The sequence below is a fragment of the Catellatospora methionotrophica genome (genome assembly GCF_011297335.1).
GTDB lineage: Bacteria > Actinomycetota > Actinomycetes > Mycobacteriales > Micromonosporaceae > Catellatospora > Catellatospora methionotrophica.
On sequence record NZ_JAAOTJ010000023.1, the window covers coordinates 16,241 to 32,840 of the forward strand.

The 16,600-nt window shown below is 73.3% G+C and carries 13 protein-coding genes; 4 read left to right on the top strand and 9 right to left on the bottom strand.

Annotated elements, in window-relative coordinates:
- Nucleotides 1-2: 2 nt before the first annotated feature.
- A complete protein-coding gene (locus tag HAV40_RS32975; RefSeq protein ID WP_166388200.1) occupies nt 3-359 on the bottom strand; it encodes a VOC family protein in 357 nt (118 codons plus the stop codon).
- Between the two features lie 163 nt (nt 360-522).
- On the opposite strand from HAV40_RS32975, the gene HAV40_RS32980 reads away from it, so the two are divergent.
- The 3 genes from HAV40_RS32980 to HAV40_RS32990 all read left to right on the top strand — a co-directional run bounded on the left by HAV40_RS32980 (nt 523) and on the right by HAV40_RS32990 (nt 5,564).
- Complete coding sequence (locus HAV40_RS32980) at nt 523-3,330, top strand: ATP-binding protein (RefSeq protein WP_166388201.1); 2,808 nt, start codon at nt 523-525, stop codon at nt 3,328-3,330.
- 315 nt (nt 3,331-3,645) lie between these two features.
- Nucleotides 3,646-4,878 carry a trypsin-like peptidase domain-containing protein gene (locus HAV40_RS32985; protein WP_166388202.1) on the top strand — a complete coding sequence of 411 codons (1,233 nt, stop codon included), beginning with the start codon at nt 3,646-3,648 and terminating at the stop codon, nt 4,876-4,878.
- Nucleotides 4,879-4,997: 119 nt separating this feature from the next.
- The gene (locus tag HAV40_RS32990; protein ID WP_166388203.1) at nt 4,998-5,564 is read left to right on the top strand and encodes a hypothetical protein; all 567 of its coding nucleotides are present in this window, start codon (nt 4,998-5,000) and stop codon (nt 5,562-5,564) included.
- A gap of 12 nt (nt 5,565-5,576) precedes the next feature.
- On the opposite strand, the gene HAV40_RS32995 is transcribed toward HAV40_RS32990, so the two are convergent.
- Nucleotides 5,577-6,668, bottom strand: coding sequence for a winged helix DNA-binding domain-containing protein (locus HAV40_RS32995; RefSeq protein WP_166388204.1), 1,092 nt, complete (start codon nt 6,666-6,668; stop codon nt 5,577-5,579).
- 206 nt (nt 6,669-6,874) lie between these two features.
- Here HAV40_RS32995 and HAV40_RS33000 point away from each other — a divergent pair, with 206 nt between their 5' ends.
- The gene (locus HAV40_RS33000) at nt 6,875-8,911 is read left to right on the top strand and encodes an RCC1 domain-containing protein (protein ID WP_166388205.1); all 2,037 of its coding nucleotides are present in this window, start codon (nt 6,875-6,877) and stop codon (nt 8,909-8,911) included.
- Between the two features lie 130 nt (nt 8,912-9,041).
- On the opposite strand, the gene HAV40_RS33005 is transcribed toward HAV40_RS33000, so the two are convergent.
- The 7 genes from HAV40_RS33005 to HAV40_RS33035 form a co-directional block, all read right to left on the bottom strand.
- Nucleotides 9,042-10,085: a VWA domain-containing protein gene (locus tag HAV40_RS33005; protein ID WP_166388206.1), complete on the bottom strand. Its 1,044-nt coding sequence runs from the start codon at nt 10,083-10,085 to the stop codon at nt 9,042-9,044.
- Nucleotides 10,085-11,062, bottom strand: coding sequence for a VWA domain-containing protein (locus HAV40_RS33010; RefSeq protein WP_166388207.1), 978 nt, complete (start codon nt 11,060-11,062; stop codon nt 10,085-10,087). Before HAV40_RS33010 ends, HAV40_RS33005 begins: the two co-directional genes overlap by 1 nt.
- Entirely contained in the window at nt 11,059-11,943 is an 885-nt protein-coding gene (locus tag HAV40_RS33015) for a DUF58 domain-containing protein (RefSeq protein ID WP_166388208.1), read from the bottom strand. The genes HAV40_RS33010 and HAV40_RS33015 overlap by 4 nt, the downstream gene beginning before the upstream one ends.
- 2 nt (nt 11,944-11,945) lie before the next feature.
- On the bottom strand, nt 11,946-12,983 hold the full coding sequence (locus HAV40_RS33020; RefSeq protein WP_166388209.1) for an AAA family ATPase: 1,038 nt from the start codon (nt 12,981-12,983) through the stop codon (nt 11,946-11,948).
- A gap of 48 nt (nt 12,984-13,031) precedes the next feature.
- The gene (locus tag HAV40_RS33025) at nt 13,032-13,877 is read right to left on the bottom strand and encodes a S1C family serine protease (protein ID WP_166388210.1); all 846 of its coding nucleotides are present in this window, start codon (nt 13,875-13,877) and stop codon (nt 13,032-13,034) included.
- 140 nt (nt 13,878-14,017) lie between these two features.
- Nucleotides 14,018-15,781, bottom strand: a complete 1,764-nt coding sequence (locus HAV40_RS33030; RefSeq protein WP_166388211.1) for a M48 family metalloprotease — start codon at nt 15,779-15,781, stop codon at nt 14,018-14,020.
- The gene (locus HAV40_RS33035; RefSeq protein ID WP_166388212.1) at nt 15,778-16,194 is read right to left on the bottom strand and encodes a hypothetical protein; all 417 of its coding nucleotides are present in this window, start codon (nt 16,192-16,194) and stop codon (nt 15,778-15,780) included. Before HAV40_RS33035 ends, HAV40_RS33030 begins: the two co-directional genes overlap by 4 nt.
- Nucleotides 16,195-16,600: the final 406 nt, after the last annotated feature.

Below are 16,600 nucleotides of genomic sequence, written 5' to 3' on the forward strand. Positions count from 1 at the left end.
GGTCAGCTGTCCTGGAGCAGGCCCAGGACGTTGCCGTCGGGGTCGGTGACGGTGGCCACCAGGCGGCCGCCGCCGACGTCGTGCGGGGCCTGCTGCACGATGGCGCCCGCGGCGGTCACCTCGGCGAGCTTCGCCGCGATGTCCGGGACGTGCCAGTAGGCCACCGGCGCGGCCATGGCCTGCCCGGCGCGGTGCGGGACGAGCCCGATCTGCTGGCCCTCGGCCTCGAAACCGACGTAGTACGGCGAGTCGGTCTGCGGGGCGAAACCGAGCAGCGCGGCGTACACGGCCTTGGCGGCGGCCAGGTCGGACACCGGGTGCAGCACGGTCTTGATGCCCTGGGTGGTCGAGCCGTTCATGATCACTCCTATGGTGGTGGGCCGGTGGCGGCCCGGTCGTGTCGCTCATCGATGAGCGGGAACTGGTCACAGCCTGCCGTTAGCGGGAGTGCGCCCACATCCGTGGCGACCACGGAACGGACCTCGGAAACCGGCCACGGACCGGTGCGCGAGAATGTCGTTCATGGCGGGGACGACGGTGGACATCTCGGCTCGGGAAGCCGAAGTGCTGGCACTGCTCGGGGAGCACCTCAGCAACGCCGAGATCGGCGCACGGCTGTTCATCTCGGTGCGTACGGTCGAAAGTCACGTCTCGTCGCTGCTGCGCAAGCTGGAGGCGCCCGACCGGCGTGCGCTCGCGCAGCGTGCCGCCGAGACGGTCCGCACCGACCGGGCGCAGCCCGCGCAGGTGCTGCCGACGCCGCTGACCTCGTTCGTGGGGCGCTCGCGGGAACGCGCCGCACTGGCCGAGCTGGTCAAGACGCACCGGCAGGTGTCCGCGGTCGGCCCCGGCGGAGTGGGCAAGACCCGGCTCGCGCTGGCAGTGGCCGCCGACGCGGCCGCCGACTTCGCCGACGGCGTGTGGTTCGTCGACCTCGTCCCGGTCAGCGACCAGGCCGCCACTGCGGTCGCGGGCGCGGTCGCCGGGGCGCTGGGCATCGGCGAGCAGCCGGGCCGCACCATGGACGAGTCGGTGTCGGCCGCGCTCGCCGACCGCAATGCCCTGCTGGTCCTCGACAACTGCGAACACGTGCGCGACGGGGTCGCCCCGTTCCTGGAGCGGCTGCTCGCGACCTGCCCCGGGCTGACGGTGCTGACCACCAGCCGCGCCCGCCTGATGGTGCCGTTCGAACGCGTCTACCAGGTCCCGCCGATGTCGCTGGACGGCGACGGCGAATCGGACGCGGTCGCGCTGTTCCTCGGCCGGACCACCGAGCTGCGCTGGCCCGCCGACCCGGTGATGCGCGAGCACATCGCCGCGGTCTGCGAGCGGCTGGACGGGGTGGCGCTGGCGATCGAGCTGGCCGCCGCCCGGTGGCCCGCCCTCGGCCTCGACGGTCTCACCGCGGGGCTGTCCGACCAGCTGCGGCTGCTGGAGGGCGGCTCCCGGGCCGACGACCGGCACCGCTCGGTCCGGGCGGCGCTGGACTGGAGCCATGCCCTGCTGGAGCCCGCCGACCGGGCGTTGCTGCGCCGGGTGTCGGTGTTCGTGGCACCGTTCACCGTGGACGCGGCGGCTGAGGTCACCGGGTCCGAGCCGGGCAGCGTCGCCGTCGGGCTGGCCCGGCTGGCCGAGCAGAGCCTGCTGGCGGTCACGTCGTCACCGGGCGCGACGACGTTCCGGGCGCTGGAGACGATCCGGCAGTACGGCACCGAGCAGCTCACCGAGGCCGGTGAACTGGCCGATGCCCGATCCGGGCACCTGCACTGGTGCCTGGGCAGGGCCGCCGACCTGGCCACGGTGCGCGGCGACTGGCGGGCCCGTTTCGACACCGTCGCCGACGACCTGCGCGCCGCCCTGGCGTGGGCCGCCGACCGGCCCGAGCAGCGCGCGGACGCGTACCGGCTCGCGCTGCTGATGGGCGGGCTGACCTTCACCCGTACCTTCGTCGGCGAATCGCAGCTGCGTTTCGAGCAGGCGGCCGCGCTGGCCGCCGACCCGGCCGACGCCGCGACGGCGCTGCGCGAGGCCGCCGCCGTGGCCGGGTGCCGGATGCGCGGCGACGACATGTACCGCCTGCACCAGCAGGCCGCCGACGCCGCCCGCCGCGCCGGGGACACCGCCGCCACGGCCCGTGACCTTGCTACCGCCGCCACCAACGCGCACCGGTTCTGGAGCAAGTTCGAACACCTGCCGACCCGCGACGAGACCGTCGCGCTCGTCGACCAGGCCCGGGACCTGGCCGGTGACGACCCGGCCGCCCTCGCGGCGGTCGCGCTGGCCGAGGCCGGGGTCATCTTCGACGCGTACGGCGCGGCCCAGGGTCCCGCCGACAACGACGTGCCGCAGACCATCGCGTACGCAGAACGCGCCGTCGACCTCGCCCAGCGCACCGGCGACCCGCTCGCCACCTCCGCCGCCCTCGACTCCCTCACCGGAGCCCGGAGCTGGGACGGCGACACCTTCGGGGCCGCGACCACGGCCCGGCGCAGGATCACGTTGCTCACGTCCGCACCCGACAGCCCGGCCCGCACCCACGAGCTGATCGACGCGCTCGGCATGGCCACCGAAGCGGGCCTCGGCGCGGGCGACCTCACCGACACCCGCCGCTGGGCCCGCCAGCTCGCCGACCACCCGCTGCTGGCCGAGGTCGGCCACCGCGCCACGAGCTGGCTGCTGGTCGCCGACGCCCTGGCCGGCGACGTCGAGCAGGTCCGCGCCGTCAGCGCCCGGTTCCTCGAAGCGTGGCAGCGCGCGGGCAGCCCGGCCCGTTCGGTGCTCGGCCCGGCCGTGGCCGCCGTCGCGATGATCCACGGCCTGCGCGGCGACCACGACGCCCGCGACGAGTGGGACGCGATCATGGGGCAGCTCGGCGCGCCGCCCGAGCACACGTACGGCTACGGCGCGGTCTTCGACGCGATCGGCATGCTCCACACCGGACGGGCCCGGCAGGCACTGGACCGGATGGCCCCCGAACCCGCCGACGTGTGGAAATGGGTCACCTGGATCTGGCTGCACTGGTACGTGGCGCTGCGCGCCGAGGCCGCCGTGCTCGCCGCCAGCCCCGACGCCGCCGCACGCGTGGCCGAGGCGCGGGCGGTGGTGGCGGGCAACCCGGTCGCCGGGGCGATCGTCGACCGGGCGCAGGCTCTGCTCGACGGCGACCACGATGCACTGCTCGCCGTGGTGGACGCCTTCGAGGCCGCCGGGTGCCGATACCAGGCTGCGCGGACCCTGGTGCTCGCGGGCGGCGAGCACGCCGCCCGTGGCGCGGCCGACCTTGCCGACCTGGGTCTGGTGAAGATGGCTCCCGGTCCGCGGCGTGCTTGATCCGGGTGTCTTTCACCTGGCAGAGCCGGAACTGCTCGACTACCTGGTCGGCAGAGCGCGGGTGCTACGAGGCACCGCGTAGGCGTTGCGCACTGAGCGTGCTGATCCAACTCCCTGTAGTAATCGACCCCTTGTATGCGAATGGCATGCATTGATAAACTTCGAACAAGGTCGCCAGTGGCGGCCTCCTTTCGGACCTCCTGATAGGAGGAGTTCTTCATGCAACGGGGACGATCAGACTCGACGGACGTCGGGGCGGGCGTAAGAACGTCGGTCATGCGGTCCGCATCGGCGCTGCTCGCGGCGTTCCTCGCGGTGTCGGCCGCGCTGACGCCCGGCCCGGTGCGCGCGGCCGGGGAATCGTCGGCATCGCTTGCCTCCGGGGTCGCTGACAGCCGGTCCACTGACAACCTGGACCCGGCGCTGCTCGCCGAGATGCGGCGGCAGGAGGCGCTCAACCCGGCGGTCGACCTGCTGTACGACGAGATCGGCAGGCTGTCAGCCTCGGGCTTCACCAGCATGTCGTTCGAGGACGGCGGCCTTTCGGTCTACTGGAGGGGCGACGTTCCCGCGGTCATCCAGGCGGCGGTGCGAGCCGCGGCGAAGTTCGGCACCGTCCGCACGCGCCCGGCGCGCTATTCGAAAGCCGAACTAGACGCGGCGATCACTCGGGTCTCGGCCGCGACGGGCCTCGGCTCCGACATCCAGAGCGTCTTCGCCAGGCCCGACGGCTCGGGCCTGGAGGTGCAGCGCATGCCCGCGACGGCCATGGCGGCTCGGCAGGCGGCTCTCGGTGGCCGCGCGCCCAAACGGGTCGAGTCCATCCTCGCGACGATGGGACTCGACGTGCCCGTCGCCGTCACCGTCGCCACGGCCGGGGTCACCCGTGCGGCCTGTGCAGGGGCCTGCACGCGGGAGAACGACCAGGCCGCGTGGAACGGCGGAACCCATCTGCGCATACCGCTCAGCGCGACCCGGGTCAACAACTGCACCTCCGGCTTCGGCGTACGCAAAGGCAGCCAGACCTACCTGATCACCGCTTCGCACTGCGCGAACCCGTCGAACAAGTTCTACGACGCGGCAGGAGAGTTCATCGGCGGCGTGTACGACGACGACTGGGGCTACGACCTCATGCTCATCAACGCGCGCGGATACGGCCGGATCTTCGACGGCGCCCCCGGGACCAGCTACTCGAAGCCGGTGCGCAGCGCAGGCAATCCCGTGTCCCACGAGTACCTCTGCCAGTCCGGCTACCGCAGTGGGACCGTGTGCGACATCGAGACGCTGGGCAGTTGGGGCAATCTCTGGGGCTGCGATTCGGATGGCGACTGCTTCTACACCTACGACATGTACTGGGCCGTGCAGGTCGACGGGCTGCCGTCGTGCCAGGGCGGCGACAGTGGCGCCCCCGTGTTCTCGCTCGACGGCACCGGCGTCCGGGTCAAGGGTGTGACGGTGGCCAAGGGCGGCGACAACGGCGAGCTGTTTTTCTACCAGGACTGGCCCACCATCACGAGCACCTTCGGTGTCACGCCGGTACTAGGATGACTAAGGTGATGAGGCGGTGAGCGGCCGGGCGACCACTGCTCCTCGGTGGCCGCACGGCGGCTGTCGTGCGCAATGCTGATCACCACGAGCACAGAGGTAGCGAAAGCATGAGGTCCGACATGGCTGACGACTCCTCCCCGGCACCCGGACGCGACGAACGTCGCCGTCCTGGCCGGGGCCGGAGCGGGAAGACGGTGCTCGCTGCCCTCGCCGTCGCCGCGCTGGTGGCCGGGTCGGCCTGGGGACTGTCCGCTGTGCTCGACGACGGGGCCGAGGGTCGGCCCACGGACGCCGGGTCGCTGGCCGCTTACGCGTGTCCCGCGCATCGCGACGGCGGCGAGGACACCACCGCCGATCGCGGCGGGTCGCCGTTCGTGCCGGAGCACGCGACGAAGGCGCTGCTCTGCGCCTACCGGCAGACCGGCGACACCCTGGACCTGTCGGCGTCGACGCCGCTGCCGGGATCGGCGGACGAGGTGACGGCGTTGCTGAACGACGCGCCGCGGCCGGCGGACCGGATCACCTGCCTGGCTATGGATCGCGAGCAGTATCAGATCGTGCTGGGCTACGGCGACGGCCGGTCGCTGCTGGTCGAGATCAACGCCAACTGCGGAACGGCTGTTCACGGCGAATCGGTGCGGCGGCTGGTCAGCCTGAGCAAACTGCTGTCGTACTGGCCGGTCTGAAGCCCGCACGGCTCAGTCGCCGAACGCGACGCCCGTCAGCTCGACCTGGCGATGCGCGGCGAGCCGTTCGGCCTGCTCGGTGACCGCGGTGCGGGTCGCGGCCGCCATCGGGCCCCACGGTTCGACGGCGACCGTGAACTTCTTGCCCGACTTGCGGGGACGCCAGACGCCGACCAGTTCGCCGCCGGACAGGACCGCACCCGGACGGCCGAGCACCGGCCACAGCTGCTTGGCGCGGGCCTCGTCGGGGACCAGGGTGGACCGGTCCTTGGCCTGCAGGAACAGGTCGAACGGGCCGAGCAGCCGGGTCGCGTCGGTGGCAGGGGCATCCAGCGCGTGCTCGTCGGCGGCCAGCAGCCAGCGCTTCTCGCCGTCGACGGTCACCTCGACGACGTCGTCGGGCCAGTGCGCCTGGACGTCCTTGACCGGGGCGTCGAGGTAACCGGCGACGTGTTTCGGGGTGGCCGGGCCGAGCAGGCGCAGGTAGGCGCGTACGACGTCGAATTTCTCGCCTGGTGTTGCGGCCTTGCGGAAACCGGCGATGCGCTGCAGGACCGGGGGAGAGGTGCCGGGCTGGAGTTCCAGGCCCGCGCGGACGGCGGCCAGGCGGAACGGCATCTCGTAGAGGTGGGTGGCGTCGCAGGGGCGGCAGAAGCGCAGGTAGGGCTCGGGCATGACCTTGGCCAGAGCACCTGACATGTCGCCTTTGACCGTCGGCTCGGTGACGATCTCGCGCATCCGGGCGGCGACTTCGTCGAGGGCGGCCAGGTTGGCGATGCCGGCGGCCTTGAGCGGCTTGGACGCGTCGTAGATGCGCTTGCCCGCGTCGGCGTCGGAGAACGGCTCGACCGCGGCCGCGATCCGGCCGACGTCGGCGCGGCGGTACAGGTGCGGCGCGCCGCGCACCGTCCACAGCAGCACGGTGTCCTTGGCGGGCAGTGCGGACACGTCGACGCCGCGTACCGCCAGCGCCCAGGCCGCGCCGTCCGGGCCGGTGTCCTGGACGCCGAGGTCGAGCACGGCGGTGTCGGCGAGCGTCCCGGACGCCCGGTCGAGCTGCTGGGCCTGGACCCGGAAGTGGAGCACCTGCCGCCGATCGATCATCGGTCCAGGGTAACCACGCGGGTGGACACCGTCGGGAGCACGCGCTCGGCCGACGTCCTTCCGGCTTCGCCGGATCGGGTGGTCCGGGTGGGCGGCCCGGCGGCATCGCCGGTCGGAATCACGACCGGAATATGGCTGAACCGGCCCTGCCGCGAAGGTTCGCCCGCACGTTAGGTTCGCGCAGACCTTTGGGGTGGGAGTCGCGAATGCGCGTGTCTGTGAAGCAACTCGGCGTGGTACTGGCGACCCTGATGGTGGTGGTCGCGACGCCGGCCGTCACCGCGGCCGCCGACGTCACGTACACCGCCTGGACCTGGGGCGGCAACAGTCTGGGCCAGCTCGGCAACGGCAGCACCACCGCCCGGCGCACACCGGGCGCGGTGCCGGGGCTGACCGACATCGTGCAGATCGCGGGCGGCCGCGACCACGTCGTCGCCCTGGACGCGGACGGCCGCGTGTGGACCTGGGGCGGTAACGCGTTCGGGCAGCTCGGCACCGGCAACACCAGCACCCGGCTGTCGCCGACGCTGGTGCCCGGTCTGGCCGGGATCGTCGAGGTGGCGTCCGGTCATGACCACTCGCTGGCGCGTACCGCGTCGGGCGCGGTGTACACGTGGGGCCTGAACACGACCGGGCAGATCGGCGACGGCTCGACGACCAACCGGCTGTCACCGGTCGCGGTCACCGGGCTCACCGACGCGGTGTCGCTGGCCGCGGGCCGGGACATGAGCTACGCGATCCGGGCCAACGGGTTCGCGTACGGGTGGGGGCAGAACAGCAACGGCGAGCTGGGCGACGGCACCACGACCCAGCGGACCTCGCCGGTGCGGGTCGGTTCGCTGGCCAACGTGACCAAGCTCGCGGGCGGGCGGGACCACGGGCTGGCGCGGCTGGCCGACGGTTCGCTGTGGGCGTGGGGCTGGAACGCGTACGGGCAGGTCGGCGACGGCACGCTGACGAACCGGACGGCACCGGTGCAGATCTTCGCCTCGGGCATCGCCGACGTGATCGCGGGCGCGCACCACACGTACGCGCTGCGCGCCGACGGGCAGGTGCTGTCCTGGGGCCGCAACTACCGCAACGAGCTGGGCGACGGCACGAACGTCAACCGGACCAGGCCGGTGCCGGTGACCGGCGTGACCTCGGCGGTGTCGCTGGCGTCAGGCCGGGACCACGGTGTCGCGGCGATGGCCGACGGCTCGGTGAAGACCTGGGGTTACAACGCCGACGGGCAGCTCGGCGACGGGACCGTCACCAGCCGCCCGACCGCGATCACCGTGCCCGGCATCTCCGGTGTGACCGTGGCCGGGGGCGGCGGGCAGGCGTACACCGTCGTGCTCGTCCCCGACGGCGGCACGCCGCCGGTCAACCAGGACCCGGTCGCGGCGTTCAGCTCCTCGTGCACCCTGCTGGCGTGCACGTTCGACGGCTCGGGCTCGACCGACCCGGACGGCGACGTCACCGCGTACGCCTGGACGTTCGGCGACGGCGGCACCGCCACCGGCCCGAACCCGCCGCACACCTACGCCGCCGCGGGCTCCTACCCGGTGACGCTGACCGTCACCGACGACGACGGCGCGACCGGCAGCCTCACCCGGACCGTCACCGTCACGTCGGCGCCGGCCGGCGGCACCGTGGCCTACCGGGCCGCCACCGGCGTCGACACCAACGTCATGCGTCCCGCGGTGACGGTCCCGGCGGCCGTGCAGGCCGGTGACACGCTGCTGCTGTTCCTGTCGGTGAACCGGGCCGCGACGATGACGACCCCGGCCGGATGGACCCTGCTCGGCACGAAGACCGACGGCACCGACATGGTGTCCTGGGTGTTCACCCGCACCGCGGTCGCGGACACGGCGGGCTCGTCGGTGACCACGACGTTCGACGCGATCACCAAGGCCAGCCTGGTGATCCTGGCGTACTCCGGCGCGGGACCGGTCACCGCCGCCGCGTTCGAGGACACCGCCACCAAGACCACCCACCCGACAGCCGCGACGACCGTCGGCGCGAGCGGGTCGGCGGTGGCCAGCTACTGGGTGCAGAAGGTCAGCGCGACCGCGACCTGGTCGGCGCCGGGCACCGTCACCGCCCGGACCGCGACCACCGGCAGCGGCGGCGGCAGGCTCGTCGCGCTCGCGGCCGACACCGGCGGCGTCGCGGCAGGCCCGTGGCCCGCGGTGACGGCGACGAGCACGGTCGCCTCGGCCCGCGCGATCGGCTGGAGCGTCGTGCTGACCCCGGCCTGACCGGCAGCAAGACGGGGCTCCGGCGGGATGCCGCTTTCCATAGACGCTGGCCTATTACATCGAGTTTGACCTGCAAATATTCGATGTAATAGGCCAGCGTCTATGCGGGACTGTTCGTGCGTACGCGGGGTCAGGACCGGTTCCACCGCAGCGACAGTCCCACCCCGGTCCCGACCAGCAGCGTCGCCGCCAGCACGAACCAGACCGTCAGCTCGACGTCCTGCCTCTGCACGGTGATCGTGCCCGGCAGGTCCGTTAGTACGTCCACGAGCTGCTCGGAGTCCTGCGCCCGGAAGTACTCGCCGCCGGTCAGCTCGGCGACCTCGCCGAGGGTCTCCTCGTCGATCAGCTGCGCGCGCCGCCCGCCGCCGCCGCGGCCCTGCCACTCCGGCCGCGCACCCGAACCCGCGGTCATCTGGTCGGCGCTGCAGATCAGCGGCGCCGGATCGGTGGTGCCGAACCCGATGGTGTACACCCGCAGGCCGCGCGCCTTGGCCTCCTGCGCCGCCGTCACCGGGTCGACGCCCTGGGTGTTCGCGCCGTCGGTCAGCACCACGATCGTGTCGGCGACGTACTCGCCCGCGCCGGGCGAACCGGGCGCGCCCAGCTCCACCCCGGTCGGCGGGACCGCCGGGTTGATCTCGGCGATCGCGTCGATCGAGGTCAGGATCGCCTGCCCGATCGCCGTACCGCGCGAGGTGCGCAGGTTGTCGATCGCGGTCAGCAGCGCCTGCTTGTCGTCGGTCGGCTCGACCAGCAACCCCGAGATGCCCGAGAACGCGACCAGCCCGATCCTGGTCCCGTCCTCCTGCGCCAGCACGAACTCCCGCGCCGCGTCGCGCGCCGCGGCCAGCCGGTTCGGCGGCACGTCGGTCGAGCACATCGACTGCGACACGTCCATCGCCAGCAGGATCGACGTCGAGTCCTGCGGCACCGCCATCGACGCCTGCGGCCGGGCCAGCGCCAGCCCCAGCGCCAGCAGCCCCAGCGCGAACAGCGCCGCCGGGATACGCCGCTGCCAGCGCGAACGGCCCGGCAGCGCGGCCCGGATCAGCGCGATGCTCGACACCCGCACCGCCACCTTGCGCCGCCGCCGGTTCAGCCACCAGCGCAGCGCCAGCAGCAGCGGAACCACGAGCAGGGCGGCCAGCGCCCACGGCCAGGCCAGCGACATCAGACGATCCTTCCGTACCAGCGGATCATCAGCAGTCCGCCGAGGGTCAGCAGCAGCAGCGCGGAGCCCGCGAACAGCGCGGTGAGCTCGATGTACTCGGGTTCGGTGGTGATGCGCAGGTCGATGGACCGGTGGATGTCGTGGAGCGCGGCCGCGTCCCGGGCCGGGTGGTACGTGCCGCCGGTGATCGCCGACAGGTCGGTGAGCAGCTGCTCGTCGAGCGCGGTCGCGACCTGGTAGCCCTCGACCTCGACCGTCGTGCCCTGCGGCGTGCCGACGCCGACGGTCTCGATGCGCACCCCGGCCGCCGCCGCCAGCGCCGCCGCAGCCTGCGCCTGCTCCGGGCTCTCGGTCTCCTGCCCGTCGGAGAACACGATGATCGTCGCCGAACCCCAGTAGCCCAGGTCCGGCGGTGCGGCGTCCTCCTGCGTCGGCAGCTCGACCGGCTCGCCGACGATCGCCGACAGCGCCGTCAGGATCGCCTGCCGCAGCGACGTGCTGCCGCTGGTGCTCAGCCGGGTGATGGCGTTCTTCACCGCCGCCCGATCGTCGGTCGGGGTCTGCGTCAGCAGGCCCCCCTGGCCGAAGATGACCACCCCGACGTCCACCGTGGACGGCTGCTGGTCGACGAAGTTCGCCCCGGCCGACTGCGCCGCGGCCAGCCGCGACGGCTCGACGTCGGTGGCGGCCATGCTGTTGGACACGTCGAACACCAGCATCACCGTGCCCGACACCCGCGGCACCGGCAGCTCCGCGCTCGGCCGGGCCAGGCCGATCAGCAGCATCGGCAGGGCCGCCAGGAACAGGATGTACGGCAGGTGACGGCGCACCGCGCCCCGGCCGCCCGCCGCGGTCAGGCCCAGCCCCGCGACCCGCAGCGCGGCGGTCCGCCGGCGCTGCAGCCGCAGGTACGCCAGCACGGCCGCGCCGGTGCCGACCACCGCCAGCGCGATCAGGAACGGATACTGCACGGTCATCGGCTTCTCCGCCTCGTCCGGCGCACCATGTCGACCAGGGCGTCGACGAGGTCGGTGTCGGTGGTGACACGATGGGCCGCCACCCCGGCCCGGTTCATCGTCTCGGTCAGCCCGGCCTCCCGCGCCTGGACCTCGGCGGCCAGGCGCTCGCGCAGCAGCGGATCACCGCTGTCGAGCAGCAACTGCTCGCCGGTCTCGGCATCCTCGACGACGATCATGCCCAGGTCGGGCAGTTCCAGCTCGGCCGGGTCGACGATGCGCACCGCGACGACCTCGTGCCGGTGCGCCAGCAGCGCCAGCGACCGCTCCCAGCCGGGGTCGCCGATGAAGTCCGACAGCACCAGCACCAGGCTGCGCCGCCGGGCCGTCGCGGCGGCCAGCCGCAGCATCGCCGACAGGTCCGTGGTCGACCCGGCGTCGGCGCGCGGCACCGGCACGCCGAGTTCGTGCGTCAGCCGCAACACCTGGTCGCGGCCCGTACGCGGCGGCACGACCCGCTGGTGGCGGTTGTCGAACAGGATCGCCCCGACCCGGTTGCCGCGGTACGTCAGCAGCCGCGCCAGGCACACGGCCAGCTCGCTGAGGGTCACGTCCTTGCCGTGGCCGCCCGCGCCGCGCATCGACGCCGACCGGTCCAGCACCAGCCACGCGGTGAGGTCACGATCCTCGGTGTACTGGCGCACGAACGGCTCGTCCATCCGTGCGGTGACGTTCCAGTCGATGTGCCGGACGTCGTCCTCAGGCGTGTACGCCCGCACGTCACTGAAGTCGAGCCCCGCCCCGCGCCACACGGTGCGGTGCCCGCCCTGCAACCGCCCGTCGAGCCGCCGCAGCACCTGCCACTCCAGCCGCCGCAGCAACCGGTCCGACGCCGCCGTCATGCTCAGCGGCCCTGCATGGCGAGTTCCGGCACGGGCAGCGACGACATGATCCGGTCCAGCACCGCGTCGGCGCTGACCTCGTCTGCCAGTGCCTCGTACGACATCACCAGGCGGTGCCGCAGCACGTCCAGGGCCAGGTCGGTCAGGTCCTGCGGGAGCGCGTAGTCGCGGCCGCGCAGGAACGCCAGCGCCCGCCCGGCCAGCACCAGGTTGATCGACGCGCGGGGACTGGCCCCGAACGTGATGTAACGCCCCAGCTGCTGCTGGCCTACCAGCGCCGGTTCGCGGGTCGCGGCGGTCAGCCGGACCGCGTACTCGATCAGCGACGGGTCGACGTAGACCCGGTCGGCCTGCTGCTGAAGCACGATCAGCTGCTCGGGGTCGATGATGCGCTGGATCGCCGCACCCGGACTGACCGCCCGCTCGACGATGACGAACTCCTCGGTGGCGCTCGGGTAGCCCACCAGGACCTTCATCATGAACCGGTCGACCTGCGCCTCGGGCAGCGGATACGTGCCGTCGGACTCGATCGGGTTCTGCGTGGCCAGCACCAGGAACGGCTCCGGCACCCGGTGCGTCTCGCGGCCGATGGTCACCTGGTGCTCCTGCATCACCTCCAGCAGCGCGCTCTGCACCTTCGCGGGCGCCCGGTTGATCTCGTCGGCGAGCAGCAGGTTCGTGAACACCGGCCCGAGCGACACCTGGAACTCGCCACTGTGCTGGTGGTAGGTGCGGGTGCCGGTGATGTCGGCGGGCACCAGGTCGGGGGTGAACTGCACCCGGTGGAACTGCCCGCCGACGGCCTCGGCCAGGGACTTCACGGCCAGCGTCTTGGCCAGGCCCGGCACGCCCTCGACGAGGATGTGCCCGCGTGCCAGCAGCGCGACCATCAGCCGCTCCAGCAGCAGATCCTGCCCGACGATGACCTTCTTGACCTCGTAGAGCACCTGCTCGACGGTGCTCTGACCGGCGGCCGGGGACGGGCCGCCGAGCGGGCGGGAGGGCGGCAGGTGGCCGTTGCCGGAAACGGGTGTGTTCATGGGTCCGTCCTCATCGGATCGAGTGTTCAAGACGATTGTCGGGCGAGGTCACAGGGGTGGGGGCGGGCCGCCGCCCGCGGCGGCCGTCGCGATCGGCACGGCGAAGCCGACACCGATGAACGTGCCCGCGTCGGTCGGGTTGGCCAGCGCGACCACGATGCCGACGGTCTGGCCGCGCATGTTCACCAGCGGGCCGCCGGAGCTGCCCGGATTGACCGCGGCGTCGAACTGGATGAGCCCGGCGAGCCTGCCGACGTCGTCGACGGTGACCGACCGCTCCAGCCCCGACACCACCCCGGTCGTCGTCGAGCCGGTCAGGCCGAGCTGGTCGCCGATCGCCACGACCTGCTCGCCGATGCCGGGCACTCCGCCGATCACGGCCGGGACCAGCACCTCGGGCAGCTTCTCCGGGGTCAGCGCGGCGATGTCGGTCGCCGGATCGGCGGCGGCGATCTTCGCCGGGGTGGTGCTGCCGTCGGCGTAGCCGACCTCGATCTTCGCCGCGCCCTTGACCACGTGCAACGCCGTCAGGATCGTGCCGTCGGCGTTGGCCAGCACGCCGGTGCCCGACGCCGCCGCGTCCCCCGGGCCGGTGGTCCGGATCGACACCACCGACGGGACCAGGACCTGGCGCACCTCGGCGACGGTGAGTATCCCGTCGTCCGACGGCGACGGTGTCGGCGCGACGACGGCGGGCGGGACGTTGTCGGCCGCGCCCCACTGGAACGCGACGACGGCCGTGACCGCCAGCGCCACCGCGACACCCGCCGCGACCAGCGCACGGCTGTCCCGCCACCACCGTCGCCGGGGGGCCGGTGCGGGCTCGGCGTCGTCCGGGACGGCCACCGGGGGCGGGTCCGGGAGGCGGTCGAGTTTTCCGGCGCGACTCAGCATCCTTTGAGCCTAGGGCCGAAAGCTGAATGTTCAATCAGAGTACGGCGGCAGATCTGCCGCCGCTGCCGGATCGTCTTCCGGGTTAACCCTCCGGGCTGGGGCCCTGTTCGAAGGCCCCCAGCCCGAGGGGTCAGGCTGTCTCAGGGCGTGTCCTGCGGGGTCAGCGTGACGACGATGCGGTACGAGCTGTGGTCGCCGTCGGCGGACCAGCCGATGATCCAGTGCAGCTCGGCCCGTGGTGGGCTGGCGAGCAGGTCGAACCGGCCGACGACGTTGTCCGAGGTCAGGTCGGTGAAGTCGGCGGGGAACGCGCTCGCGTGCAGCCAGGGCCCGTCGGCGGTGAACGTGCCCGGCACCGGCCTGCGCCCGCCGGACGGGCGGCAGACCAGGCGGCCGTCGGCGGTGAACTCCCAGACACTGCCGACCACGACCGCGGTGGCCCGGGCGGCCCGGTCCCCGCGACCGCCCACCAGGGTCAGCGACACCACGGCGGTGGTCCGCAGCCGGACCGGGTACGCCAGCGGCCCGCCGGTCCAGCCCGGCCCCGCGTTGCCCGGCAGGTCCGGCTCCGGGCGCATGACCGTGCCGAAGCCGGACAGCTCGGTGGTCAGCCGGGTCGGATAGTCCAGGCTCCACAGCTGGCCAGGCGGCACCGGCCGCACGGCGACGACCGCCGCGGCGACCGCGAGGGGGATCATCGCCGCGGCCACGTGCAGTGCGACGCCGCTGCGCCGCCGCACCGGCACCCGGCCACGGGTCCACAGCGCGGGCCACCCGCCGCTCAGCCACGGCCAGCACAGCAGCAACAGGGCGGCGACCAGGCAGGTCCGCAGCCCCGCCGAGGCGACCCCGTAACCAGCGCCGGTGTAGTGGTGCCAGGCCTGGGCCAGGGTCCACCGCTCACCCGCCGACGCGATCAGCGCCGCCAGGCCCAGCAGGGCCAGCTCGCCGAGGAACGTCAGCGGCCAGGCGGCGAGCACCAGCACCGTCGCCGGGTCGGGACGGCGCAACAGCGCCCGGCGCAGCCAGCGCGGCGGATGGGTGAGCAGGCGGCCGAACGTACGCCGCCCCCGCGTCAGCGTCCCGGCCAGTGGCTTTGCCCGGCCGTCGTCGGCGGCGACCCGGTCGGCGGCCAGCTCGGCCAGCCACAACGCGAGCACCGGCGCGATCAGCCCCGACGGTGCGGCGGTCACCGCGCCGCCGAGCAGTGACGCGGCCACCGCGAAGGCCTGCTCGTCGGCGATGGGCAGCAGCAGCGGCGGCACCGCCAGCAGGGCCAGGTACACCGGTGCCCAGGCGCGGGCCAGTAGCGCGAACGGCCCGAGCCGGCCGACGAGCAGGTGCTCGCCGTTGCGGATGTGGCCCAGCTCGTGGACCAGGATCGCGCGGGCGGCGGCGGGCTCGTGCTCCCACAGGGCGACCAGCGCCGGGTACGCCAGGATGCGGGGCTCGCGCCAGCCGGCCGCGTACACCTGCGCGCCGCCGTTGCCGGGTGCGCCGGACAGCCGTACCACGACGCCGTGGTGGATCCCGTCCACGAACGACTGCATCTGCGCGACGGCGGCCGCGGTGCGGGCCGGCAGCGCACCCGGTGGCACGAGCCGCCGCTCGACGAGCCGCCCGCGCACGCGCGGCAGCAGCACCGCGACCAGGGCCAGGCCGATCAGCAGCGTGGGCAGCACCGAGCAGACGCCCAGCACCGCGAGCATGGCGGTGACCGCCGGCTCGGCGTGCGAGCCGCGGTCGAACACGTCGCGGGCCGCCGCCACCGGGTCGGTGAGCAGCCGGGGCAGGTTCCATGCGGTGCCCAGCAGGCACAGCCCGGAGAACAGCCACAGCCACGGCGGCACGAGGGGGCGCGGCAGCGCCGCCGTGACAGCGGCGACCGGTGCGGTGGTGGTCATCGGGGCAGTCGCCGGGTCAGGCGCGGGCACATCTCGACGGCGGTCCTGGCCCGCGCGGTGAGTTCCGGGTCCAGCGGCGGGTCCTGCGGGGCGCGGGCCTTCGGGCTGCGGTAGGCCTTGAAACCGACGATGAGGGCGAGCGGGTTCAGTGAGTTGCCGGTGGCGGCGGCGGCCAGCAGTGCCCTGAGGTGCACTCCGGCGACGTCGATCGCGTGCATGATCGCGGCCAGGGCGGTGACCAGCTCGACGCCGGCCGAGCCGGAGCCGGTGCGGCCGGGGCGCAGGATCGCCTGGCGCTGCGAGCCTCCGGCGAGGTACGCCTCCAGGACGCCCCCCGCGACGCCGATCTCCTGCGGTGCGGTCGCCGCCGCGAGGCGTTCCGCCCAGTGCCTGGTCTCATCGTCCGCGAGCACGCCGGTCTGTCTCCTCTGCCGAAGCCGGTGCAGAGTCCCTAGGTAGCACTCCCGGCGAAGCGCCCGACACCGGCCGACCTGTCCCCATTCCTGAATGAGGGGCCAGGACCGCTCTCACGGCAGATCGATCATGCGTACCGCCAGGCAGACGGCGTCATGAACACGATTCGTGTACCTCCGCACCCGGGTCGCCTTCGCGACAGTCACCCGATCGGGTTCGCACGTCCGGCGATCGTCGCTGCTCACCAGGGTCGTCCACAGTCGACTGTGGACCGGCCGACCGGCGCGGGCATGCGCCCGGATGGATGTCTGCGGCCCGCGGCCGACCGTGCCCCGGTCACCGCCGGGCTGATCGCCACCACACCCACCGGGGCGGCGGCGGGCCCGGCCGATCACGGTCGGCGGC